Here is a 20,690-nt window from a genome sequence, read left to right as displayed (position 1 = left end):
GCATCAGTCGAGGAACGACAGTTCCGGGCCAATCGGCACGATGCGGTGCGGATTGATGGTGATGTGGCTCCAGTAGTAGTGCGTCTGGATGTGGCCGATATCGACCGTTTCCTTGACGCCCGGGACTTCGTAGAGCGCCTTGAGGTAGTGCGACAGGTTCGGATAGTCAGCGATCTGCCGGCGGTTGCACTTGAAGTGGCCGAAATAGACCGCGTCGAAACGCACCAGCGTGGTGAAGAGGCGCCAGTCGGCCTCGGTGATATTTTCGCCGGTCAGATAGGCGTTTTCGCTGAGTAGTGCTTCGGCCCAGTCGAGCGCGTCGAAGAGCTTGTTGGCGGCTTCTTCATAGGCGGCTTGGGTGGTGGCGAAACCGGCCTTGTAGACGCCGTTGTTGATGTCGTCATAGACGCGGGCATTGATCGTATCGATCGTCTCGCGCAACGCCTCGGGATAATAGTCATCCGTGTTGCCGGTCAGTTCGTTGAAGGCCGTGTTGAACATGCGGATGATTTCCGCACTTTCGTTGGACACGATGGTATTGGTCTTCTTGTCCCAGAGGACGGGAACGGTCACGCGGCCGGTATAGTCGGGCTTGGCCGCGGTGTAGACGTGGTGGAGAAAATCCTTGCCCAGCAGGGTATCGCCGGTCGAGCCTTCGTCGGTCCTAAAACTCCAGCCGGTCTCGTCGGGCATTTTGGGCGAGACGATGGACACCGAGATCAGGCTTTCCAGCTCCTTGAGCTTGCGGAAGATCAGCGTGCGGTGGGCCCAGGGACAGGCGAGCGAGACATAGAGATGGTAGCGGCCGGCTTCAGCGGCGTAGCCGCCTTCGCCCGTGGGGCCGGGGCTGCCGTCGGCGGTGACCCAGTTGCGGAAGCCGGACTGCGAGCGGACGAATTTGCCGCCGGTCTTGCTGGTGTCGTACCACTTGTCCGACCATTTGCCGTCGATCAATTGTCCCATCTTTGGTCCTTTTTCGTCATCTTGCTGTCGGCATTACCCGCTCTTCTGGGGCAGCTCGGTTTCGTTGTCGGCAAACTTAGTGGTCGCAATGGAAGCCGATAAGGCACTTCGGGCGCAACAATGCGTTGTGCAATTGGGATACACCGATCCATTCGAAACAGGAATTTCAGCCATGCTGCCGATATTCCCATTTACGGGAACCCATGCTGGTGCTAATGCGGATTCAGACGTGGAGGCGTCCAGGATGGTGAAGGTTTTGCAGATGTTCCGACGACCCTAGTTGGTCGTTTTTCGCGCGGTGCCCTTGGGTAACCGCATGCTCATTTGCACATAATCTTCCTGGATAGACCCATGACCACGCTCGTTGCGGCTGAGGCCGTCGCTACCCCTCTTTCTGGCCAGCCTGTCGTTCGGCCTGCTACCCCCGCCGATGATGCCTTCGTCGAAGACCTGCAGGCGATTGCCTTTGGTCCTGGCCGGTTTGCACGTACGGCGTTCCGGGTGCGCGAGCGGTTCCCGATCGATCCCAGCCTGAGCCTGATTTCGGAAGTCGATGGCACGCCTTCGGGCTCTGTGTGGATGACCCCGATCAGCGTTGGCGGCATGAAGGGCTATCTCCTTGGGCCGCTGGCAACGCATCCGAATTTCCGCAAGCGTGGCGCCGGCAAGCTGCTTGCCCGGGAAGTCAGCAAGCGGGCGCTGGCGCGGGGCGAAGGCCATTTCGTGCTGCTCGTTGGCGATCAGGATTACTATTGCCCGCTTGGCTGGGTGCCGACCACGCCGGGCAATATCCAGTTCCCCGGCCCGGTGGATACCAGCCGCGTGCTGCTGCTGGCCGACGATCCGGAACTGGCCAAGACGCTGACCGGTTCGATTGCCGCTTTTGAAGCCGGCGTCTGACGCCGATCAAAACGGGTGCATCGGGGCAGGGGCTCGCATAAACTCCTGCCCGAGATGCTGAATCATCCGGACGCTTCCTTGCCCTTCGATACGCCGATCGCCGAGCTGCTTTCTGGCCGCTTGCTGGTTTCTCCACCGACCTTGCCGGCCGGCGATGAACTCATACCCGACTGGGCGCCGCTCGAGCCGTTTTCGCGGCCACCGACACCTGCCGCAGTGCTTATCGGCCTTGTACGCCGGCCCGAGGGGCACACGATACTCTATACCGAGCGCTCGCCTGACCTGCGCTCGCATTCCGGGCAGGTGGCTTTTCCTGGCGGGAAGATCGATGCTGCGGATGCGCATGCGGGCGCCGCGGCTTTGCGCGAAGCCAATGAGGAAGTCGGGCTTCAGCCGGCCGAGGCCAATATTCTGGGCTATATGGAGCCCTATTTTACCGGCAGCAATTATCTGATCACCCCTGTTATTGCCGAAGTGCTGCCGAGCGGGCCTTTTGTGCCCAATCCCGGCGAAGTGCATTCGGTCTTCGAAGTGCCGCTCAAGCGCATTCTCGATTCCGCCAGCTATGGGCGTTTTCGTATCAAGCGGGCCGGCAAGGAGCATTCGACCTGGCAGATCGACCATGACGGTCATACGATCTGGGGCATCACTGCCAATCTCACCCGAAAATTCCGTGACCTTATTTTGGGTGAAGCATGATCCCCGACCACCTGCCGCAAACCGAATGGCTGGCGCGCCCGGAAGTGCAGGCGATTTTCGCAGCGCTTGATGGGCGGGAGGGGAAGACGCGGGCCGTTGGCGGGATCGTGCGGGACACGCTAATGGGGCGGCTGAGCCCTGAGGCCGATATCGACATGGCGACCGAGCTTTTGCCTGTCGTCGTGATGCAGCGCGCCAAGGCGGCGGGGATTTCGGCTTATCCCACCGGTATCGACCATGGGACGGTGACGCTGAAGCTCAACGAGACGACGGTCGAGGCCACGACGCTGCGGCGCGATGTCGAGACCGACGGGCGGCATGCGCAGGTACAGTTCGGGACCGATTGGACCGACGATGCAAAGCGGCGCGATTTTACGCTCAACGCCATCTATTGTGGCTTTGACGGTAAGCTTTTTGACCCACTGAAAGGGGCCGGCGACGCCCTCGCGGCCCGGGTACGATTCATTGGCAATGCTGCCGAGCGGATCGCGGAAGATGGCCTGCGGGTCTACCGGTTCTTCCGGTTTTCGGCGAGCCATGGCGGCGAGAAGCTTGATGCCGAAGGTCTTTCTGCCTGTCAGTTGGCGGTAGGCAAGCTGGATCATCTCTCAGCCGAGCGGGTCGGCTCGGAGATGCTGCGGATGCTAGCTCTGCCCAAGATCGCGCTGACCATAGCCGTCATGAACGAAATCGGGCTGCTGTCATTGTCGCGGAGCGAACTGTCGGCAGTGCTGCGCTATGAAGTCCTGGGTGGCCACAATCCGGCGGCGCGGCTGGCGCTGCTTGCGGGGAGCGATATCGATGCCCAGCAGGAGCGCTGGCGCCTCTCCAATGCGCAGGTCGAAGCGGCGCGGCGCGTTTTTTCGGCGGCGCTGCTTATGTCGGAAGATGAGATTGCGCTGGGGGTCTATCGCTATCGCGATGAGGCCATCGAGGGATTGGCTGTTGCTGCCGCCCAGCACAATTGGCCGCGTGACCGACTGATGGAAGCGGCCCGCGAAATCGCTCGACTGCCGAATCCGGACTTTCCGGTTTCGGGTCGGGATATCGTGGCAAACGGAATCGAACCCGGGCCAGAAGTAGGAGCGACTCTGGCCCGGCTCGAGGCGCTTTGGGTGCAAAGCGCTTTTTCGCTGACGCGGGATGAGCTTCTGGAAAGCTTGGATATCCGCTAGCTCAGACGTGCGTCAGTGCTTGGTCGCGCCTTTGGCGTCTACGTCGACGATGCGTTCCTTGATCCGCTCGACCATGTCGGGGCGGACTTCGGTTTCGCCGTGGAAATTCTTGAGGTTCTCCACGGCACGACGCACCACTTCCGCCTCGCTTTCGGCTTCGGCCTTCCAGGTCGAGCCGGGGATGAGCGTACCGGAATCAAAGCGTTTCATTGCGTTTCCTCCTACATCTCGTTGGGGTAGAGGGAGAAACGAGACCGCGGCCGGGTGGTTCCACTAGTCGTCGATGAATTCGCCAAGCTGCCCCAGGCCTTCGAGCCAGGTTCCGTTGTCGCCGCGGACGACTTCGCGCGGCAATACGCCACTACCTTCGGCTATGGCATTGGCCAGTTCGCGGTCGTGAGTGACCACCCAAATCTGGCTCCGTTCGGCTGCCTTGACGATCATGCGTGCCAGGATAGGCAGCAACGATGGGTGGAGACTCGTCTCGGGCTCGTTGAGAGCGATAAATGGAGGCAGGCGATAGGACATCAATGCCCCGGCGAGGGCGAGAAACTGCAAGGTGCCGTCTGAAAGCTCATGTGGCGCGAAGACACGCTTCGGCATTTCCGGGTAGCGCAGACCAAATGTGGCGAATTCACCCGCCGGCGGCACAACCAGTTCGACGCCCGGAAAGGCGTCCGCAACGGCCGCATCGAGATCCACGGTGTCCTGCCGGATATGTCGGAGCGTGGCAAATACCGCGCCCAGATTGCTACCGTCCGAAGCCAGCGAGGGGGCAGTGATCGCGGGGGATGGCCGGCGCAGCGCCGAATCGATGTCGCTGCGAAAACCGTGGAAGAAGCGCCAGCCGAGAATGGTGTCGCGCATGCGGGCAATTTCCGAGCGGCCAGCGAGGCGCGCAAGCGCTGGTTCGCTCGGCAACAGGTCTTCGTCGGCCACCTCCCGCCGCCCTTCGGCATCGCGCGCCCAGGCGATATTACCCTTGCGCTCCATCAGCGACACCGTCTTGCCGCGGTGGTGCATATCGAGCAGCTCGCTTTTGACCTGCACCTCGTTGGGGAAGGCGGCGCTTCCCTTGGGGGCAAATCCCAGCTCGGCGCGATAGCGCGGGCCGTCGGCGAAGCCGTCCATCTCATCGAATGTGGCCTCAAGGGCCAGCCGATTGCCCTCGTAGGCCCGATAGCCATCGGTGCGATACAGGGGGGCGAAGCTGCCATCCTCGGTGAGGTTCTTGCCGCCGGCCCAAAAGACCGAGGCCAGCCCACCTTCGCGGGCCAACTCATTGGCCACCGTGCCCTTGGCTATGGCCTGGAGAAGTTCGAGCGAGCGATAGAGATTGGTCTTGCCCACCCCATTGCCGCCGACCAGTACGGTCAGCTGCCGCAGCGGAAAGCGAATGCGGCGCACCGAGCGATAGCCTGATATCTCGAGCGCCGCGAGCGTCATGTCAGGGCCACTTCACCGCGGGTGGCATGGAGGAGAGAATGGAATTCACATTGCCGCCGGTCTTTAGGCCGAAGGTCGTGCCGCGATCGTAGAGCAGGTTGAATTCCACATAGCGGCCGCGGCGCACGAGTTGCTCGTCGCGTTCGGCGTCGGTCCAGGTCTTTTCGAAGTGGCGACGGACCAGTTTTGGGTAGATGGTGTTGAACGCCTCGCCGACGGCCTTGGTGAAGGCGAAGTCGGCGTCCCAATCGCCGGAATTGAAGTGATCGTAGAAGATGCCGCCGATCCCGCGCGGTTCGTTGCGGTGGGGCAGGAAGAAGTATTCGTCGCACCAGGCTTTGAAGCGGTCGTAGTCGACGCCCGGGCGGCCTTCGCAGGCTTCGCGCATGGCGGCGTGGAATTCGAGCGTGTCGGGATCATCCTGAGTGCGCTTGCGGTCGAGCACAGGGGTCAGGTCGGCGCCGCCGCCCCACCACTGTTTTCCCGTGACGATCATGCGCGTGTTCATGTGCACGGCCGGAACGTGGGGGTTCCAGGGGTGGATGATCAGCGAAATGCCCGAGCTCCAAAAAGCGGTGCCCGCTTCGGTACCTGGCATTTGCTTAGCAAAGTCTTCGGTGAAGTTGCCATGAACGGAGGAGATATGAACACCGGCCTTTTCGAAGACGCGGCCATGCAGCATGGACATCTCGCCTCCGCCGCCGGCAGCGCGGTCCCAGGGGGTGCGCTCGAACTTGCCGGCGGGCATGTGGGCATTGGGGCCGGTAACTTCGGTTTCGATGGCTTCGAGGCCACTGCAAATCCGGTCACGCAGGGCGCGGAACCAGGCGGCGGCGGTGGTCTTCTTGGTGTCGATATCGGCAGGGAGGGTCATAGCGGGGGGAATGGACCTTCAGGAAAGCTCTGTAAAGCGGCCAATCTGTCTCATGGCCTCGCCAACTATCATGCTGCCGGCGAGAGCAACATTGATCGAGCGCAAACCGGGGCGCATGGGGATGCGAATGCGCAGGTCGCACCGCTCGGCGACGGAATCAGGCACGCCGGCGCTTTCGCGGCCGAGCATGAGAATATCGCCAGGGGCGAAACGCGTTTCATAGGCCGACTGGCTGGATTTCGTGGTCAGGAGCACCAGACGCCGGCCGTGTTGGGTTCGCCAAGCCTCGAAAGCCTCAAAACTGTCATGCTGCTGAATGACGGCGTGCTCGACATAGTCGAGGCCGCTGCGCGCCAGGTTTTGCGGGGTGATCGGAAAGCCTGAGGGGTGGATGATATGGACGGTGAGTCCGAGGCACGCACCGAGGCGCACCAGCGTGCCGGTATTGTTGGCAATGTCGGGCTGATAGAGGGCGAGATCGAGCGACAAAAGCGTTGTCCCCGGGGCGGGCCCGGTCCATCCGAGAGGTTTGGCGCTAGGATATAGTTGCGCTCAATCAAACTGTCACCCGTCGCGCACTGGACAAGCCCAGCCGAGAGTGCAAAAAGAACCCCAACTGACGGACCGCTTGAGGGCGGCTGGCTTGTCGATTCTGCTTATGGTGTCGAGGGCTGGAGCCGGTTCCGTCATTTGTGCATCGTACGGGGAAACGGACTTGTCCACGCAAGCAGAACACTCATCCACCAACCGGCGGGATTTTCTCTTCGTCGCCACTGGCGCTGTCGGCGCTGTTGGTGCCGCCGCAGTGGTATGGCCGCTGATCAATCAGCTCAATCCGGACGCGTCCACGCTGGCGCTTGCCAGCATTCAATATGACGTGGGCCCGATTGCCGAAGGGCAGTCGGTAACCATCATGTGGCGCGGCCTTCCGGTTTTCGTTCGCCACCGTACGGCGGCCGAAATTTCAGAGGCCCAGGCTGTCCCGCTTTCTGATCTCAAGGACCCGGAAACCGACGAGGCACGCACCAAGCCAGGCCACGAACAGTGGCTGATCATGATCGCCAACTGCACCCATCTCGGGTGTATCCCTGTTGGCGAATCCGGCGATTTCGATGGCTGGTTCTGCCCATGCCATGGTTCGCACTATGACTCGGCTGGTCGTATCCGCCGCGGCCCAGCACCCAAGAATCTGGTCGTGCCGCCGTATGAATTCCTCAGCGATACGCTGGTCCAGATCGGTTAGTGGGGGCTTTTCCGATGTCAGAACATTCGACTTACGTTCCGGGAAATGCCGTTGAGAAATGGCTGGACGACCGCCTGCCGGTGGTGCGTTTCGCCAAAGAACATCTCATGGACTTCCCCACGCCGAAGAACCTCAACTATTGGTGGACTTTCGGCGCCATTCTCGTGATGTGCCTCGGTGTGCAGATCGTCACCGGTATCATCCTTGCCATGCACTATACGCCCAACGTGGCGATGGCCTTCGACTCGGTCGAGCACATCCGCCGCAACGTCAATGGCGGCCGTATCATCCAGGCTACCCACGCCGTGGGCGCCTCGATGTTCTTCATCGCGCTCTATATCCACATGTTCCGCGGTCTCTTCTACGGTTCGTATAAGGCCCCGCGTGAAATCCTCTGGATTCTCGGCGTCGTAATCTTCCTTCTCACCACTGCCACTGCGTTCATGGGCTACATCCTGCCCTGGGGCCAGATGAGCTTCTGGGGTGCGACGGTTATCTCGAACATCTTCACCGCTATCCCGGTTCTGGGCGAAAGCATCAAGCAGCTCGTGCTCGGCGGCTTTGCCGTGGGCAATCCGACGCTGAACCGCTTCTTCTCGCTGCACTACCTGCTGCCGTTCATCATCGCAGCCGTCGTGGCGCTCCACATCTGGGCGCTGCACGTGCCGGGCAACAACAACCCGGTCGGCGTCGATGTGAAGGACAGCCGCGATACCGTGCCCTTCCATCCGTACTACACGATGAAGGATCTCTATGGCATGGTGCTGTTCATGATCCCGTTTGCTTGGTTCGTGTTCTTCGCACCGGACATCCTGGGTCACCCGGACAACTACATCATGGCGAATGCCCAGGTGACGCCGGCTCACATCGTTCCGGAATGGTACCTGCTGCCGTTTTACACGATCCTGCGCGCAATCGACTTCAACGTGCTGTTCATCGACTCCAAGCTCGGCGGCGTGATCGCCATGGGCGGCGCGATGCTCATGCTGCTGATCGTGCCGTGGCTCGACACGTCCAAGGTTCGTTCGGGTGTGTTCCGCCCGATGTTCAAGTGGTTCTTCGCGCTCTTTGCCATCAACTTCGTTGGCCTGATGTATCTGGGCGCTCAGCCGGCTGAGGGTATCTATACCGTCCTCGCCAAGGTCTGCACGGGCTACTACTTCCTGTACTTCCTCGTGATCCTGCCGGTGCTCTCGCGTATCGAAACGCCCAAGCCCCTGCCAACCAGCATTTCCGAGAGCGTTCTCGGCAAGAATGCACACGCGTGATCGGGGCGAGTACCATGAACATCCGTAAGCTCATCATCGCCGCCGCCGCACTCGTTGCCGGTCTTGCCATGGCTCCGGCCCAGGCAGCCGAGGGCGGTGCCCATGTCGAACGGCAGTCCTGGTCGTTCGGCGGCATCTTCGGCACCTATGACACCAACCAGCTCCAGCGCGGCTTCCAGGTTTTCCGCGAAGTCTGCTCGAGCTGCCACAGCGCGCACCTCATCTCCTTCCGTAACCTCATGGAAGAAGGCGGCCCGGAGTTCTCCGAGGCTCAGGTTCGCGCCCTTGCGGCCGAATATGAAGTCGCTGATATCACCGCCGAAGGCGGCCGTCGTCCGGCTGTGCCGGCAGATCGCTGGCCGTCGCCCTTTGCCAATGACCAGGAAGCTCGTGACGCCAATGGCGGCGCGTTGCCGCCTGATTTCTCGGTGCTGGCCAAGGCCCGCGGCGTGACCGATCCGTTCCCGACCTGGATCTTCAACTACTTCACCGGTTACCAGGAAGGCGGCGTGGACTATATCCATGCGCTGCTCAACGGCTATCATGAAGAAGTGCCGGAGACTGCGCCGCACAATGCTGACGGCACACCCTTCCAGTTGCCGGAAGGCAAGCACTACAACGACTACTTCCCGGGCCACGCCATCGGCATGGCGCCGCCGCTGGCGGATGGCGTCGTCAGCTATGCAGAAGGCGAAGACGGCCAGTCCGTGCCGCTGACGCTGGAGCAGTATTCGACCGACGTCGCTGCCTTCCTGATGTGGATGGCCGAACCGCACCTCGTCTCGCGCAAGCAGACCGGTTTTGCAGTGCTGATCTTCCTCGTGCTGTTTGCCGGCCTGATGTACGGCACCAAGCGCAAGATCTGGGCTGGTATCGAACACTGACCATCGGCCGCTCCGCGGCAAAATCGCTCCGGTGGAGCGATTTTAGATGGTCGGGCCCGAAGAGCTAGGCTCGCAGGGCATGCACTGAAGATTGGGATTGGGGCCTTTACAGGCCCCTTTCTTTTTCCGCTCACATCGGTGCAAGGCCCTTGCCAATCCCGCCCTCAAACGCAATATGAACCCGTATTGGTTTTGTGGGAGGAGGTTGCCTTGTCCGCCATTCGCCTGGCTGTCACCGTCGTGTCCGCCGCCATGACCATGAGCCGCCATCCGGCCGTGCGTGCCGGCATTCAGGCCGTGGCCAACAATCCCAAGGCCCGCGAAGCCGCTGCTAACGCCACGCGCAATGTCGCTTACAATGCCGGTGTCATCGCCCGCCACATTGTCGGTCGCCGCACCCCCTGATTCCCAAGTCTTACAAGGCCTGCCATGTCGCTCGACCTGAAGTCGCTGGTCCGGACCATTCCGGACTATCCCAAGCCTGGGATTTTGTTTCGTGACATCACCACACTGATCGAGCATCCGGAAGGGTTCAAGGAAAGCGTGGAGCGGCTCGCAGAGGCGCATCGCGGACTGGGCTTCACCCATGTCGCCGGTATCGAAGCGCGGGGCTTCATCTTCGGCGCGGGCGTTGCCATTGCGCTGGGCGTCGGCTTTGTGCCGGTGCGCAAGCGCGGCAAGCTGCCAGGTACGACGATCGGCCAGAATTATGCGCTCGAATATGGTGTCGATACGATCGAAATCCATGCCGATGTGCTGAGCAATGTGCACAAGGTGCTTGTGGTCGACGATCTTATCGCGACGGGCGGCACCGCTATCGCTGCGGTTGGGCTCATTCGCCGTACCGGCGCCATCTGCGATCACGCTGCCTTTGCCATCGACCTGCCGGACCTTGGCGGGGCCGACAAGCTCCGTGCGGAAAAGGTCAATGTGAGCGCGCTGATGGCCTTTGAGGGGCACTAAGCCCATTTGAACGGCGCTGACGTTCACATCCGAAGATCCCCGCGAAAGCGGGGATTTTTGTTGGTGGCCTACCAGTTGTTCCGGCCGTCCATCTTTTCGATCTTCACGTGCGACCAGTCGAGCGAATCGACGGCGTTGAGGTTGACTGCGAAGGTGCGCTTGGTGGGCATGGCGCCGGGTTCGCCCTTTGGCGTTCCGTCGGCATTATAGACCGACGCCCAATCCGGTGAGCTGCCCCATGTGTGAATGCCGCAGTTCGAGCAGAAGTGGTGCTCGTTCATGCCGCCGCTGGCAGAGTAGATCTTGTCGTTCTCGAGCGCGTTGAACTCGAGCTCGCCCTCTTCGAAATAGGTCCAGACTGCGCCGGTCCGCTGGCAAAAGGTGCAGTTGCAGGTTTTGATCTCGGTGGGCAGATAGGGCAGGGTGATGCGCGTGGCGCCGCAGTGGCATGTTGCGATCAGCGACATGGGTTTCTCCTCGAATTGGATGATCCCGATGTAGCGCGGTGCGCTGACAGCTCCTGTCAGCACATTAGCGATCAGGCCGCGGCCATGGTGGTGATGCGAGGATCGACGAGGCAGAACTGATTGCCCTCGGGGTCGCGCATGACCGTATAGGTGGGCAAGACCCGATCCACCGTGGCGCCGGCTGCCTTCAGCCTTTCGACGTCAGAACTGCGGTTGGTGGTCTCGATGTCGAGATGCACGCGATTGTTGTTGTAGACGCGGCCATCGACGTTCTGGAAACAGATCGAGGGGCCGGGACCATCGACCATCACGGTCGTGTCCGTTTCCGGCGTTAGGCCGAGAGCAGCAAGACGCGCAATCTCGTCTGCATCATAGGGTCTGACATCATAGCCATCGAGAAGTTCGGCCCAGAAACGAGCGAGAACGGCTGGCTTGTCGCAGTCGAAGATGATCTCGTGGATCACACCCATTTGCGCTTCTCCTTTGTCATTATGACAATTTTGCTATTGGGCAAATGCGGCAAGTTTAGAGCACTGCTTTATTTGCAATGCTTTCCATTGTAGGCGCGCCAGCGAAGCTCTTGCCGGCGCTTGGAAAAGTGCGGCCGGTGTTTCCACCGGCCGCACCTCTTTTTAGTGCTGTCGCTCGCTGCCCAGCAGCTTTTCGAGCGGCGGCAGGCCCGATGTTTGGGTCGGCAGCTTGGGCTTTACCTGCAGCTTTTGCGGCTGCGGCTGCTGCTGTCCGTGCCGCGGCACATTGTTCGAGTGGTTGATCGGTTGCGGGCGCTGGAATTGGTTTTTCGGCATGAGTCTATCCTTCTGGCCCCAGGGCGTTTCCCGACGGCCAAGCAAGTGAAACAGGGCACGCCGCAAGGCGTGCGGATGCGGAAAGGCTGAGACGCCGATGGGGCGGGGCAGAGATAGACTAGGGAGAGATTTTGGCCGTCCGTGGATCGACCGCTGCCACACGCGCCATCATGACTGGCCGGTCCCCGGTGCGGGGATGCCAAGACAAGTCAGAAGCGTCAGGGGTGCGGTTTCAGATCATTTCTGGACAGGGCCTCCAAAGCGCATTGCGCGGAAGTAGAATAAGAAAAGAGGCGGCCCGGGTCAACCGGGTCGCCTCTTTGGTCAAATCAGACCGGATCAGGGTTCGAGCTGACCTTGGCCGGGGTCTTGCTGAGCGCTGATATTGGGCTCGTTGCGGGTCTTCCAGAGCGAGAAGCCGATGCCGCCCGCCAGGATCGCCAGCGTCACGAGAAGCGAGAGAAGGGTGTCGATGTGGATATGGAAGGGCACCAGCGAGATCTTGATACCGACCAGCACGAGGATGATCGCCAGCGAGGTCTGGAGGTAACGGAAGCGGTTCATGGCTGCCGCCAGGGCGAAGTAGAGCGAACGCAGGCCCAGGATGGCGAAGATGTTCGACGTATAGACGATGAACGTGTCCTGGGTGACCGCGAAGACGGCCGGCACGGAGTCCACGGCGAAGATCAGGTCGACGATTTCGACCATGATCAGGGCCACGGCAAGCGGGGTCAGCCAGGTGACGAGCTTGCCCGTGGTCGGGTGCGCCTGCTTGACGGTGAACGAGCGGCCATGCAGTTGCTTGGTGACCCGGAAATGCTTGGAGATGAACTGGAAGACCTTGTTGTCTTCGAGGTGCGGCTCCTCATCCTGATGGCGGAACATGCGGATGCCGGTGAAGACCAGGAAGGCACCGAAGCCGAGCAGAATCCAGCTAAACTGATTGACCAGCGCTGCGCCGACGCCAATCAGCACGGCGCGGAACAGGATGACGCCCAGAATACCCCAGAAGAGCACACTGTGCTGGTAGAGGCGGGGGATGCCGAGGAAGCCGAAGATCGTGGCGATGACGAACATATTGTCCATCGCCAGGCTCTGTTCGAGCAGGTAGCCGGTATAGAATTCTAGGCCGGCCGTGGCGCCACGCTGCCACCAGACCCAGCCGCCGAAGGCGAGGGCAATAGCGACATAAAAGCCATAGAGCAGCAGGCTCTCCTTGGCTTCGATCTCGTGCTCATCCTTGTGCAGAATGCCGAGGTCGAAAACAAGCAGACCAATGACGATCGCGATGAACGCGACCCAGAAATAGACGGGGGTTCCGAGAAAATCGCCCGAAAGGGCGGCAAGAAGCGTTTCCATACGCCGGACCTTCTCCATGTAACGAGGTGGAGCAATTCCGACATCGCCATGGAGAACCCATGACCAGAGGGGCCCGGCATTGCCCCTCTAAATTGTGCAATTGGCTGAAAAGGTCAAGCCCCTACCTTGGTGGACTTTCGCGCTGCAGGGCGAGAAGCGTCGGCATCCAAGCTCCGTCGTCATTGCCGGGCTTGTCCCGGCAATCCACTCTTCGGCGCAAGGAGTGGCATCGTCTGGATCACCGGGACAAGCCCGGTGATGACGACCGTGGTGGATTGCAAGGAATTGGAAAGGCGCCTCAGCGCGGCGTGCAGAGCATGACGATGGTGTCAGCCGTTTCGAGCTGCACGGCGACGCCATTGACGGGATCTTCCACCATGCGCGCAGCCTGGACGCCGAGATTGGCCTTGAGGTTGCCGTCGTTGAAGCCGACGCCGTCCTGATAGGGCGTTACCGTGCCAGTGCCGGAATTGGGGTCGCCCATGGTGCGCGAGGCCCAGCCATAGACATTGCCGTAGATCGTCAGGATGCCGACGCGATTGGTCGTCGCGTCCCGGCAGGACCAATTGCCTTGATAAATCTGCGCCATGGAGGGCACGGACAAGGCGGGGAACAGCAATAGGGCAAGGGCGAATCGGCGCATGCATGCAGAGTGCCGGTGCGCCCTTTGCCTTTCAAGTGCTCCGGCGCAGGAGCGGACCGATCACCGGCACTCTGGTGAGCGCCAGCAACACTTTCAATTTGAGCGGCATGGAATAGTCGCGCAGCTTGGAAAAACCCACGATTTCGGCGCGATAGACGAGTTCGCCGCGCTGATTGGTTGCCGTCAGGCGGTTGAACAGCAGGCCCCAGCCGGGCAGCGAATTGGACGGCCGCTTGCCGGTCACGACGAGTTCATAGGTGACGGTATCGCCGGGACGCACCGGCGCCTTGAACTCCATGGAATTGACGCCGGGGGAAGGGCCGGATACGCCGGGTTCGTCGCCCTGTGCCTTGAGCCTGTCCGCCTCGGCATCGAGCGCATCCACCATTTTGCGATGGCCGACGCTGACGGTGTGCCAGCCGCTGGCGACGAGACCGCCGAAATGGCTGTGCTTGGCGAGTTCTGGATCGACGTGGAAATATTGCGGATCGTAGAGCTTTCCGAAGCGGATGATCTCGTCTTCGGAAAAGCTGTGGTCGCCGAGGGGAAAGGCCTCGTCGATGACGATGTCTTCGAACCAGCGGGTCATGCGGCGGCCTCGCGGCATTCGACGAGATTGGAGAGCTGCATCGTCATGACCGGCTTGTCCGCCTGATTGCGAATGTCGAAATCGAGCGTGACAATGCCCCATTGCGGATGGCTGCCCGAGCGGCGGAGACCGGCAATGGTCACCGTCCCTCCGATCGTGTCCCCGGCCATGACGGGGTTTTTCCATTTAAGGTCCTGAAAGCCGAGACCGCCCGCGGAGGCAATCTTGCTCAGGAAGCTATCGACAAGCATGCGCAGGCTCAGCGCGCCCGTCTGCCAGCCGCTCGAAGCGAGCCCGCCCAGCAGGCTCTTCTTGGCCGCCTCTTCGTCGATGTGAAAGGGCAGGGGATCGAACTCCCGGGCGAAGGTGAAGATCATCTCCCTGGACACGGTGGTCTGGCCGAGATTGATGACTTCGCCGACGACGAGATCCTCGAAATGCCTGCGATCTTGGGTGACAGGATTGGTCATTGTCTTTCCCTATACGTCAACCATGTTTTCGCACGGGGACGGCTCGAGGGCAAGGCCAGCGAGAGGGCGGCTAGACGTCGGCGCTGACGCGGTATTCTCGCAGCAGGAGGGCGCGGAACTCGGCCTCGGGCATGGGTGCGCCGAAGAAATAGCCCTGGGCCTCGGTGCAGCCGGCCCGGGTGATGATGTCGAGCTGAGCCTGCGTCTCGACACCTTCCGCCGTGGTGGTCATCCGCAGATTGTGCCCAAGGGTCGCGATCGACTGGACGATGGAAAGGCTATCCGGCCGATCCGCCAGATCGCGAACAAAGCTCTGGTCGATCTTGAGTTTGTCGAAGGGGAACCGCTGGAGGTAGCTCAGGGAGGAATAGCCGGTACCAAAATCGTCGAGCGCGACGGTGAGACCAAGGGCGCGCAATTGGTGCAGGGCTTCGAGGTTCACTGCGTTGTTCTGCAACAGCACCGACTCGGTGATTTCGAGTTCAAGCCGGCGCGCGTCGAGTTCGCTTGTGGCGAGCACTGCCTTGACGATGTCGACGAGGCCCGCGCCACGAAACTGCACCGGGGAGAGATTGACCGAAACGCGCACATGATCGGGCCAGTTGAGGGCGTCGCGGCAGGCCTGTTGTAGCGCCCATTCGCCCAGCGCCTCAATGGCCCCGGTTTCTTCGGCGAGGGGAATGAACTGGGCCGGCGATATCATGCCGTGTTCTGGATGGCGCCAGCGCATCAGGGCTTCGCCCGAGACGACGCGACCGGTATCGAGGCGGACCAAAGGCTGATAGTAGAGCTCGAACTGGCCAAGCTTGATGCCGCCGCGGAGGTCCATTTCGAGGTGACGGCGGTTCTGCAGCGACTTTCCCATCTGCGGGGAGAAGAAGCGATAGGTGCCGGCGCCCTCTGCCTTGGCGCTATAGAGCGCAAGGTCTGCATTCTTCATCAACTGATCGGCGTCATCACCATCGACCGGGGCAATGGCGATGCCGACACTGGTGCTGACGACGATCTCATTGCTTTCAATGTGATAGGGCTGGGCGATGCTGGCGATGATGCGCTCGGCCAGCGCCTGCGAACTGTCCGAAGACGTATCGAGGCAATAGTGGAGCACGGCGAATTCGTCGCCGCCAAGGCGCGCCACCATATCGCGCGGTGAGGCCGTTGCGCGGAGGCGTTCGGCGACCTGGCGCAGCAGGGCGTCGCCAATCGGGTGGCCGAGCGTATCGTTGACTTCCTTGAACCGGTCGAGATCGAGGTAAAGGATGGCGAAGGGTTGCGCACGCGCGGAAAGCCCGCGCACGGCCTGGCCGATGCTTTCCCAGAACCGCAGGCGGTTGGCCATGCCGGTAAGGTTGTCATGGTGCGCCATGTGCACGATGCGGCTTTGCGCGCGATGGCGCTCCGTTACGTCTTCGAACGTGCAGACCCAGCCGCCTTCGGCAGTCGGTTCGCGCGAGATTTCCAGCACCGTGCCATTGGGCAGGTGCCGGGTGTGATTGTTGAGCAGGGCAAAGTCCGTATTGTCCCCCGGCTGGTCGTCCTCATGGTCCGAGAGCAGGTCGGCATCGATCAGATCGGCGATTGCCGTTCCCGCCGTTGCGCGCGTGGCGTCGAGACCGAAGATGTTGAGAAAGCGCGGATTGCAGACAATGACGCGGTTGTTTGCATCAAGTAGGCAGAGGCCCAGCGTCATGGCGTCGAGCGCCGCGTCAAAGCGGGCATTCTGCACGGCGAGGGTCCGTTCCTTCTGACGCAGCACCTCCTGCGCGCGGCCGAGGAGGCCATTGTGGAGGAGCAGCAGGGCGATGAGGAACACACCGCAGACGATCATGCCGACGGCGACATAGGTAAATGCCCATTGCAGGGTGAAGAGGCCCTGGCGATCGGCTTCGATGCGTGCCACGTTCCAGACATTGGCGTCGGTCGAGAGCCGGGCCAATTTTGGGTAGATCGGCTCCAATATTTCCAGGATTTGCGATGGAGTGCCCGGCCTGTCCAGCTCTGCGAGCAGGGGGCGCGACGCTTCCAGCGCTTTTTCGAGATCGTCGAGAATCTGGCCGACCCGCGGATCCGCGTCCGCGAAATTGGCGACATCCTTGGTTCGCAGGGTTTTCAGGCGATTGACGACGATGTCGAAGCGCAGCTTCACCTCGTCAGCCGAAATGGCGGGGTCGCCCGCCGCGAAGGCGCTGACGCGCTGTTCGAGCCGGGCGAATTCGCTGGGGGCCTGGGCCACCATCCACGTGACATTGCCGAGGCCCACGCCTTCGAGAGCGGCCTGGCGCTGGAAAACCAACGCAGAAATATAGATCGCCGAGGCGATGAAGCCCAGGATGACAATGGTCAGCGCTATGCGAAGGAACCGCATGGTGGCGGCTTCATCCTATCTTTCTCGCCGGCCTGCCCTCTCCCATGGGCAGACGAGCCACTATTGGACCGTTATTTCCTTAACCTGCCAGACGGCACGTCCGTAGTAGGGCTGGCCCTGCAGAACTGGATTGGAATCAAAGGGATAGATGACGAAGAAGGGGCCCTGATCATCGACCGGCATATATTCGCCATTGCGCTTGACCGCGAGGATGGTGCCGAACTCGTCGAAATCGGCGGTGGGCACATCGACGCTGTAGTCGTTGAGCGCGATGACCGTCGCTGTTTCACCTGATGCATTGGCTTTTTCCAGCAGCGCCTTGAGCGGCACGCCTTCGAAGTCGACGACGCCTTCGTTCCATGGCGTGCTGGTCTTGATCGAGACAAGGCCCATGGCTTCGAGTTCGTTACGATCCAGAGTGACGGTTCCCGAGGCACTGCTGACCGTCACGGCCGGAACATCCTGGGCGAATGCGGGCACGGTGAAAGCGACGGCGGCGAGAACCAGGGCGGGTATCAATCGCGTTGAGATCATTGGCGTGCTCCTTTGCACATTCCTTCAGCCTGCGCCTTGAACTCTTAAGAGCGGTTAAGTTGCAAGTGATCGTGGTGGCAGGCTTAACGAGATCTCACCTGCACGTATCGATTTGTCCGGAATGAGGCAGCAACGCGGCGCTTGACGGACGTTTTTGGAGTTCTAGAGGCTTGCCCGGCGTCCGGCCGCGCGGAACTCCAGCGGCGCCATTTTGCGATGACGGCGCAAGACCTTGGCCATGTAGTTTCCATCAGCGAATCCGCTGGCTTCGGCGATGGCGGCGACGGGCATTTCCGTGGCGAGGAGAAGACGTTCGACGCGCTCAAGGCGTTTTTCGAGAACGTAGTCGGAGGGCGCTTTCCCCAGGGCCGCGCCGAAGCTGCGGACGAAATGGGCCCGACTCATTTCGGCGATTCCCGCGAGTCGTTCGACAGGCAGGGGCGCCGAGATATTGGCCTCGATATGCGAAACGGCCCGGGCGATGCCAGCGGGCAGGGTTCGTTCGGGCGCCGGGCGGCTGCCGAAGGCGGTGTCGTGGAGGCTGGTCATGGCGGCGTAGGCGGCGGTGGAAGCAAGGCCCGGCGAGGGTTCGGGCATTTGCAGCAGATCGAGGCAGGCGGCGGCGAGGCGGTCTATCTGGGTCGTGGTAGGTTCGAGGACTGGACCGGCGTTGTCGAGGATTTCGCGGGCGAGGCGCAGGGCTTCGCGGCCGTTGAGGAGCAGCCAGAAATATTCCCATTCGCCGCCGCGCTCGAGCCAGTAGCGGTGGGCGTGCGGCATGGTGACAAGCATTGTTTTTCCGGGGGTTAGCCGGTGTTTTGTGCCTGCATAGTCAAGCCGGCCTTCGCCCAAAGTGGTGTGCTGGATGACGAGGAAGGGGGCGGTGCCGCGCTGCATGCCGTCCCACGAATAGACCTCGTTGCGGCGCTGCTCGTAGCCGGCGCTGACGCCCATGCAGTGAAGCGGCGCGGCACTGCGCGGCAGGTTCAGCGAGCGAATGTCGTGACCATGGTCGAGAAGTTTTGAGAGCACAAAATTACCCATGAAGGCACAAGCTTTCTCTACACCACTCAGGCCCCAGGAGCTACCTATTGCTAACAGACTGCTAGCGTTGAGCGCTGCACGGGAGGGAATATGTCATTCAAGGTTACGGTGATCGGCGCCGGTTCGGTGGGTTTCACCAAAACGCTCATTTCGGACCTGTTGAAGGTGCCGGAATTCGCCGATGTGGAATTTGCGCTTACGGATCTCAATCCGCACAATCTCGACATGGTGCGCCAGATCATCGAGACCATCGTTTCGGTGAACAAGCTGCCGGCCAAGGTGACCGCGACGACCAATCGTCGCGAGGCGCTGACCGGCGCGCGCTACATCATGAGCTGTGTTCGTGTCGGCGGGCTCGAGGCCTTTGCGACGGATATTTCGATCCCGCTAAAATATGGCGTCGATCAGTGCGTGGGTGACACCATCTGTGCCGGCGGCATTCTCTATGGCCAGCGCAACATCCCGGTTATCCTCGACTTCTGTCGGGATATCCGCGAGGTCGCCGAGCCGGGCGCGCTGTTCCTCAACTATGCCAACCCGATGGCGATGAACACCTGGGCGGCTGACCTCTATGGTGGGGTCAACGTCGTCGGTCTCTGTCACGGTGTGCAGCACGGGGCGCATCAGATTGCCGAGGTGCTTGGGATTAAGGATAGCGAGCTCGATTATGTCTGCTCGGGGATCAACCACCAGACCTGGTATATCGATATCCGCGCCAAGGGCCGGAAGATCGAAAAGGAAGAACTGATCGAAGGCTTTGAGCGCCATCCCGTCTATTCCAAGACGGAAAAGGTCCGCATCGACGTTCTGAAGCGCTTTGGGGTCTATTCGACGGAGTCGAATGGGCATTTGTCCGAATACCTGCCGTGGTATCGGAAGCGTCCGGACGAGATCAATCGCTGGATCGATATGAGCGACTGGATCCATGGCGAGACCGGCGGCTATCTGCGCTATTCGACCGAGCGCCGGAACTGGTTCGAAACCGATTTCCCAATGTTCAAGGAGCAGGCCAATAAGCCGCTTTCCGAACACAAGCGGACGAGCGAACACGCCAGCTATATCATCGAGGCTTTTGAAACCGGCCGTCCGTATCGCGGACACTTCAACCGCCGCAACAATGGCATCATCACCAATCTGCCGGACGATGCGATCATCGAAAGCCCGGGCTATGTCGATCGATTTGGGATCAACATGATCGAAGGGATCACCCTGCCGACGGCCTGCGCGGCGACGTGCTCGGTTTCGGTTTCGGTGCAGCGGCTTTCGGTTGAGGCGGCGATGACGGGCAATCTCGATACGCTGAAGCTTGCCGTGCTGCATGACCCGCTGGTTGGCGCGATCTGCACGCCGGACGAGGTGTGGGCCATGGTCGACGAAATGGTCGTCGCCCAGGCGCAGTGGCTGCCGCAATATGCCGACGCGGTGCCGGCGGCCAAGGAACGCATTGCCAAGTCGACGGTCAAAACCCGCGAGTGGGAAGGCGCCGCCCGCAAGAAGGTTCGCTCGGTCGAGGAACTGCGCGAAATGAGCGGCGCGCATCACTGATCTTTTTCAAGTTTGACGCGACCTCCCAAGCGTCATCTTTGGCCCCGGCGAGAGCTGGGGCCATTTTCTTTGGTCGGTGTTTACATCACTGACGTGGACAGGAGGGGCGAGGAGGCGTAGGGTATCAAGAGGTAATACCAGAGGTCGATATGGCCGTTTCCGTCAAACTAGACGATGATCTGCGCGAACGCATCCAGTCATTGGCCGAAAGCAAGCAGCGTTCGGCGCACTGGATCATGCGCGAGGCTATCCGCGGATATGTGGAGCGGGAAGAGGCCCGGCGCCAGTTCGATGAAGATACGCTCGCATCCTGGAAGCATTATCAGGAAACCGGTCTGCATCTGACAGGCGAAGAGGTTTTTGCCTGGATGGAGACGTGGGGTACCGATGAGGAAACGGATGCTCCTCCTTGCCACACCTAAGACTTACCGACGCAGCTATCGCTGATCTCAG

At 61.0% G+C, this 20,690-nt stretch carries 25 protein-coding genes; 10 read left to right on the top strand and 15 right to left on the bottom strand.

Annotation, left to right across the window (positions count from 1 at the left end; all coding sequences use genetic code 11):
* Positions 1-3: 3 nt before the first annotated feature.
* Positions 4-963: a glutathione S-transferase family protein gene (locus JP75_RS06145; RefSeq protein ID WP_035080553.1), complete on the bottom strand. Its 960-nt coding sequence runs from the start codon at positions 961-963 to the stop codon at positions 4-6.
* A 351-nt stretch (positions 964-1,314) separates the two neighbouring features.
* On the opposite strand from JP75_RS06145, the gene JP75_RS06140 reads away from it, so the two are divergent.
* The 3 genes from JP75_RS06140 (at position 1,315) to JP75_RS06130 (ending at position 3,737) form a co-directional block, all read left to right on the top strand.
* Positions 1,315-1,863: a GNAT family N-acetyltransferase gene (locus JP75_RS06140; RefSeq protein ID WP_051960417.1), complete on the top strand. Its 549-nt coding sequence runs from the start codon at positions 1,315-1,317 to the stop codon at positions 1,861-1,863.
* Between the two features lie 78 nt (positions 1,864-1,941).
* Positions 1,942-2,562 carry a CoA pyrophosphatase gene (locus tag JP75_RS06135; RefSeq protein WP_035080682.1) on the top strand — a complete coding sequence of 207 codons (621 nt, stop codon included), beginning with the start codon at positions 1,942-1,944 and terminating at the stop codon, positions 2,560-2,562.
* Positions 2,559-3,737 carry a CCA tRNA nucleotidyltransferase gene (locus tag JP75_RS06130; RefSeq protein ID WP_035080551.1) on the top strand — a complete coding sequence of 393 codons (1,179 nt, stop codon included), beginning with the start codon at positions 2,559-2,561 and terminating at the stop codon, positions 3,735-3,737. The genes JP75_RS06135 and JP75_RS06130 overlap by 4 nt, the downstream gene beginning before the upstream one ends.
* A gap of 12 nt (positions 3,738-3,749) precedes the next feature.
* Here the strand turns inward: JP75_RS06130 and JP75_RS06125 are convergent, their stop codons facing one another.
* From JP75_RS06125 to JP75_RS06110, 4 genes are all read right to left on the bottom strand, one after another.
* Positions 3,750-3,947, bottom strand: a complete 198-nt coding sequence (locus tag JP75_RS06125) for a DUF1059 domain-containing protein (RefSeq protein ID WP_035080548.1) — start codon at positions 3,945-3,947, stop codon at positions 3,750-3,752.
* Positions 3,948-4,010: 63 nt separating this feature from the next.
* A complete protein-coding gene (locus JP75_RS06120) occupies positions 4,011-5,183 on the bottom strand; it encodes an AAA family ATPase (protein WP_035080546.1) in 1,173 nt (390 codons plus the stop codon).
* Position 5,184: 1 nt separating this feature from the next.
* Positions 5,185-6,057 carry an oxygen-dependent coproporphyrinogen oxidase gene (gene hemF / locus JP75_RS06115; protein WP_035080545.1) on the bottom strand — a complete coding sequence of 291 codons (873 nt, stop codon included), beginning with the start codon at positions 6,055-6,057 and terminating at the stop codon, positions 5,185-5,187.
* Positions 6,058-6,075: 18 nt separating this feature from the next.
* Positions 6,076-6,546, bottom strand: a complete 471-nt coding sequence (locus JP75_RS06110; RefSeq protein ID WP_035080543.1) for a tRNA (cytidine(34)-2'-O)-methyltransferase — start codon at positions 6,544-6,546, stop codon at positions 6,076-6,078.
* A gap of 226 nt (positions 6,547-6,772) precedes the next feature.
* Here JP75_RS06110 and petA point away from each other — a divergent pair, with 226 nt between their 5' ends.
* The 5 genes from petA to JP75_RS06085 all read left to right on the top strand — a co-directional run bounded on the left by petA (position 6,773) and on the right by JP75_RS06085 (position 10,415).
* The gene (gene petA / locus JP75_RS06105) at positions 6,773-7,300 is read left to right on the top strand and encodes a ubiquinol-cytochrome c reductase iron-sulfur subunit (RefSeq protein ID WP_035080542.1); all 528 of its coding nucleotides are present in this window, start codon (positions 6,773-6,775) and stop codon (positions 7,298-7,300) included.
* A 14-nt stretch (positions 7,301-7,314) separates the two neighbouring features.
* The gene (locus tag JP75_RS06100) at positions 7,315-8,568 is read left to right on the top strand and encodes a cytochrome b (RefSeq protein WP_035080541.1); all 1,254 of its coding nucleotides are present in this window, start codon (positions 7,315-7,317) and stop codon (positions 8,566-8,568) included.
* A 14-nt stretch (positions 8,569-8,582) separates the two neighbouring features.
* The gene (locus tag JP75_RS06095) at positions 8,583-9,452 is read left to right on the top strand and encodes a cytochrome c1 (RefSeq protein WP_035080539.1); all 870 of its coding nucleotides are present in this window, start codon (positions 8,583-8,585) and stop codon (positions 9,450-9,452) included.
* 210 nt (positions 9,453-9,662) lie between these two features.
* Complete coding sequence (locus JP75_RS06090; RefSeq protein ID WP_035080537.1) at positions 9,663-9,857, top strand: hypothetical protein; 195 nt, start codon at positions 9,663-9,665, stop codon at positions 9,855-9,857.
* 24 nt (positions 9,858-9,881) lie between these two features.
* Positions 9,882-10,415: an adenine phosphoribosyltransferase gene (locus JP75_RS06085; protein ID WP_035080535.1), complete on the top strand. Its 534-nt coding sequence runs from the start codon at positions 9,882-9,884 to the stop codon at positions 10,413-10,415.
* 68 nt (positions 10,416-10,483) lie between these two features.
* Here the strand turns inward: JP75_RS06085 and JP75_RS06080 are convergent, their stop codons facing one another.
* The 10 genes from JP75_RS06080 to JP75_RS06040 all read right to left on the bottom strand — a co-directional run bounded on the left by JP75_RS06080 (position 10,484) and on the right by JP75_RS06040 (position 18,692).
* Positions 10,484-10,882 carry a GFA family protein gene (locus JP75_RS06080; RefSeq protein ID WP_035080533.1) on the bottom strand — a complete coding sequence of 133 codons (399 nt, stop codon included), beginning with the start codon at positions 10,880-10,882 and terminating at the stop codon, positions 10,484-10,486.
* Positions 10,883-10,953: 71 nt separating this feature from the next.
* Positions 10,954-11,352 carry a VOC family protein gene (locus JP75_RS06075; RefSeq protein ID WP_035080531.1) on the bottom strand — a complete coding sequence of 133 codons (399 nt, stop codon included), beginning with the start codon at positions 11,350-11,352 and terminating at the stop codon, positions 10,954-10,956.
* Positions 11,353-11,514: 162 nt separating this feature from the next.
* Positions 11,515-11,688 carry a hypothetical protein gene (locus JP75_RS26440; protein ID WP_160194644.1) on the bottom strand — a complete coding sequence of 58 codons (174 nt, stop codon included), beginning with the start codon at positions 11,686-11,688 and terminating at the stop codon, positions 11,515-11,517.
* A 339-nt stretch (positions 11,689-12,027) separates the two neighbouring features.
* Positions 12,028-13,047, bottom strand: a complete 1,020-nt coding sequence (locus JP75_RS06070) for a TerC family protein (RefSeq protein WP_035080529.1) — start codon at positions 13,045-13,047, stop codon at positions 12,028-12,030.
* A 298-nt stretch (positions 13,048-13,345) separates the two neighbouring features.
* Complete coding sequence (locus tag JP75_RS06065) at positions 13,346-13,690, bottom strand: hypothetical protein (RefSeq protein WP_035080527.1); 345 nt, start codon at positions 13,688-13,690, stop codon at positions 13,346-13,348.
* A 31-nt stretch (positions 13,691-13,721) separates the two neighbouring features.
* Positions 13,722-14,279, bottom strand: a complete 558-nt coding sequence (locus JP75_RS06060; protein ID WP_084587517.1) for a MaoC family dehydratase — start codon at positions 14,277-14,279, stop codon at positions 13,722-13,724.
* A complete protein-coding gene (locus JP75_RS06055; RefSeq protein WP_035080525.1) occupies positions 14,276-14,749 on the bottom strand; it encodes a MaoC family dehydratase in 474 nt (157 codons plus the stop codon). The genes JP75_RS06060 and JP75_RS06055 overlap by 4 nt, the downstream gene beginning before the upstream one ends.
* A gap of 70 nt (positions 14,750-14,819) precedes the next feature.
* Entirely contained in the window at positions 14,820-17,114 is a 2,295-nt protein-coding gene (locus JP75_RS06050; RefSeq protein ID WP_051960414.1) for a putative bifunctional diguanylate cyclase/phosphodiesterase, read from the bottom strand.
* 60 nt (positions 17,115-17,174) lie between these two features.
* Complete coding sequence (locus JP75_RS06045; RefSeq protein ID WP_035080524.1) at positions 17,175-17,648, bottom strand: putative pterin-binding protein; 474 nt, start codon at positions 17,646-17,648, stop codon at positions 17,175-17,177.
* 162 nt (positions 17,649-17,810) lie between these two features.
* On the bottom strand, positions 17,811-18,692 hold the full coding sequence (locus JP75_RS06040) for an AraC family transcriptional regulator (RefSeq protein WP_035080521.1): 882 nt from the start codon (positions 18,690-18,692) through the stop codon (positions 17,811-17,813).
* 90 nt (positions 18,693-18,782) lie between these two features.
* On the opposite strand from JP75_RS06040, the gene melA reads away from it, so the two are divergent.
* Positions 18,783-20,237 carry an alpha-glucosidase/alpha-galactosidase gene (gene melA, locus JP75_RS06035; protein ID WP_035080520.1) on the top strand — a complete coding sequence of 485 codons (1,455 nt, stop codon included), beginning with the start codon at positions 18,783-18,785 and terminating at the stop codon, positions 20,235-20,237.
* A 149-nt stretch (positions 20,238-20,386) separates the two neighbouring features.
* Positions 20,387-20,659: a CopG family ribbon-helix-helix protein gene (locus JP75_RS06030; protein WP_035080518.1), complete on the top strand. Its 273-nt coding sequence runs from the start codon at positions 20,387-20,389 to the stop codon at positions 20,657-20,659.
* The last annotated feature ends 31 nt before the right edge of the window (positions 20,660-20,690 follow it).

Origin of the sequence: Devosia riboflavina (assembly GCF_000743575.1) — a bacterium.
GTDB lineage: Bacteria > Pseudomonadota > Alphaproteobacteria > Rhizobiales > Devosiaceae > Devosia > Devosia riboflavina.
Note: the sequence above shows the minus strand (reverse complement) of the source record. Positions and strands in the feature narration are given on the sequence as shown.

What these genes read in the sequence shown, in the direction of transcription:
- JP75_RS06145 (WP_035080553.1), bottom strand. Translation starts at nt 963, where the DNA reads ATGGGACAATTGATCGACGGCAAATGGTCGGACAAGTGGTACGACACC.
- JP75_RS06140 (WP_051960417.1), top strand. Translation starts at nt 1,315, where the DNA reads ATGACCACGCTCGTTGCGGCTGAGGCCGTCGCTACCCCTCTTTCTGGC.
- JP75_RS06130 (WP_035080551.1), top strand. Translation starts at nt 2,559, where the DNA reads ATGATCCCCGACCACCTGCCGCAAACCGAATGGCTGGCGCGCCCGGAA.
- JP75_RS06125 (WP_035080548.1), bottom strand. Translation starts at nt 3,947, where the DNA reads ATGAAACGCTTTGATTCCGGTACGCTCATCCCCGGCTCGACCTGGAAG.
- JP75_RS06120 (WP_035080546.1), bottom strand. Translation starts at nt 5,183, where the DNA reads ATGACGCTCGCGGCGCTCGAGATATCAGGCTATCGCTCGGTGCGCCGC.
- hemF (WP_035080545.1), bottom strand. Translation starts at nt 6,057, where the DNA reads ATGACCCTCCCTGCCGATATCGACACCAAGAAGACCACCGCCGCCGCC.
- JP75_RS06100 (WP_035080541.1), top strand. Translation starts at nt 7,315, where the DNA reads ATGTCAGAACATTCGACTTACGTTCCGGGAAATGCCGTTGAGAAATGG.
- JP75_RS06095 (WP_035080539.1), top strand. Translation starts at nt 8,583, where the DNA reads ATGAACATCCGTAAGCTCATCATCGCCGCCGCCGCACTCGTTGCCGGT.
- JP75_RS06085 (WP_035080535.1), top strand. Translation starts at nt 9,882, where the DNA reads ATGTCGCTCGACCTGAAGTCGCTGGTCCGGACCATTCCGGACTATCCC.
- JP75_RS06080 (WP_035080533.1), bottom strand. Translation starts at nt 10,882, where the DNA reads ATGTCGCTGATCGCAACATGCCACTGCGGCGCCACGCGCATCACCCTG.
- JP75_RS06075 (WP_035080531.1), bottom strand. Translation starts at nt 11,352, where the DNA reads ATGGGTGTGATCCACGAGATCATCTTCGACTGCGACAAGCCAGCCGTT.
- JP75_RS26440 (WP_160194644.1), bottom strand. Translation starts at nt 11,688, where the DNA reads ATGCCGAAAAACCAATTCCAGCGCCCGCAACCGATCAACCACTCGAAC.
- JP75_RS06070 (WP_035080529.1), bottom strand. Translation starts at nt 13,047, where the DNA reads ATGGAAACGCTTCTTGCCGCCCTTTCGGGCGATTTTCTCGGAACCCCC.
- JP75_RS06065 (WP_035080527.1), bottom strand. Translation starts at nt 13,690, where the DNA reads ATGCGCCGATTCGCCCTTGCCCTATTGCTGTTCCCCGCCTTGTCCGTG.
- JP75_RS06060 (WP_084587517.1), bottom strand. Translation starts at nt 14,279, where the DNA reads ATGACCCGCTGGTTCGAAGACATCGTCATCGACGAGGCCTTTCCCCTC.
- JP75_RS06055 (WP_035080525.1), bottom strand. Translation starts at nt 14,749, where the DNA reads ATGACCAATCCTGTCACCCAAGATCGCAGGCATTTCGAGGATCTCGTC.
- JP75_RS06050 (WP_051960414.1), bottom strand. Translation starts at nt 17,114, where the DNA reads ATGCGGTTCCTTCGCATAGCGCTGACCATTGTCATCCTGGGCTTCATC.
- JP75_RS06045 (WP_035080524.1), bottom strand. Translation starts at nt 17,648, where the DNA reads ATGATCTCAACGCGATTGATACCCGCCCTGGTTCTCGCCGCCGTCGCT.
- JP75_RS06040 (WP_035080521.1), bottom strand. Translation starts at nt 18,692, where the DNA reads ATGGGTAATTTTGTGCTCTCAAAACTTCTCGACCATGGTCACGACATT.
- melA (WP_035080520.1), top strand. Translation starts at nt 18,783, where the DNA reads ATGTCATTCAAGGTTACGGTGATCGGCGCCGGTTCGGTGGGTTTCACC.
- JP75_RS06030 (WP_035080518.1), top strand. Translation starts at nt 20,387, where the DNA reads ATGGCCGTTTCCGTCAAACTAGACGATGATCTGCGCGAACGCATCCAG.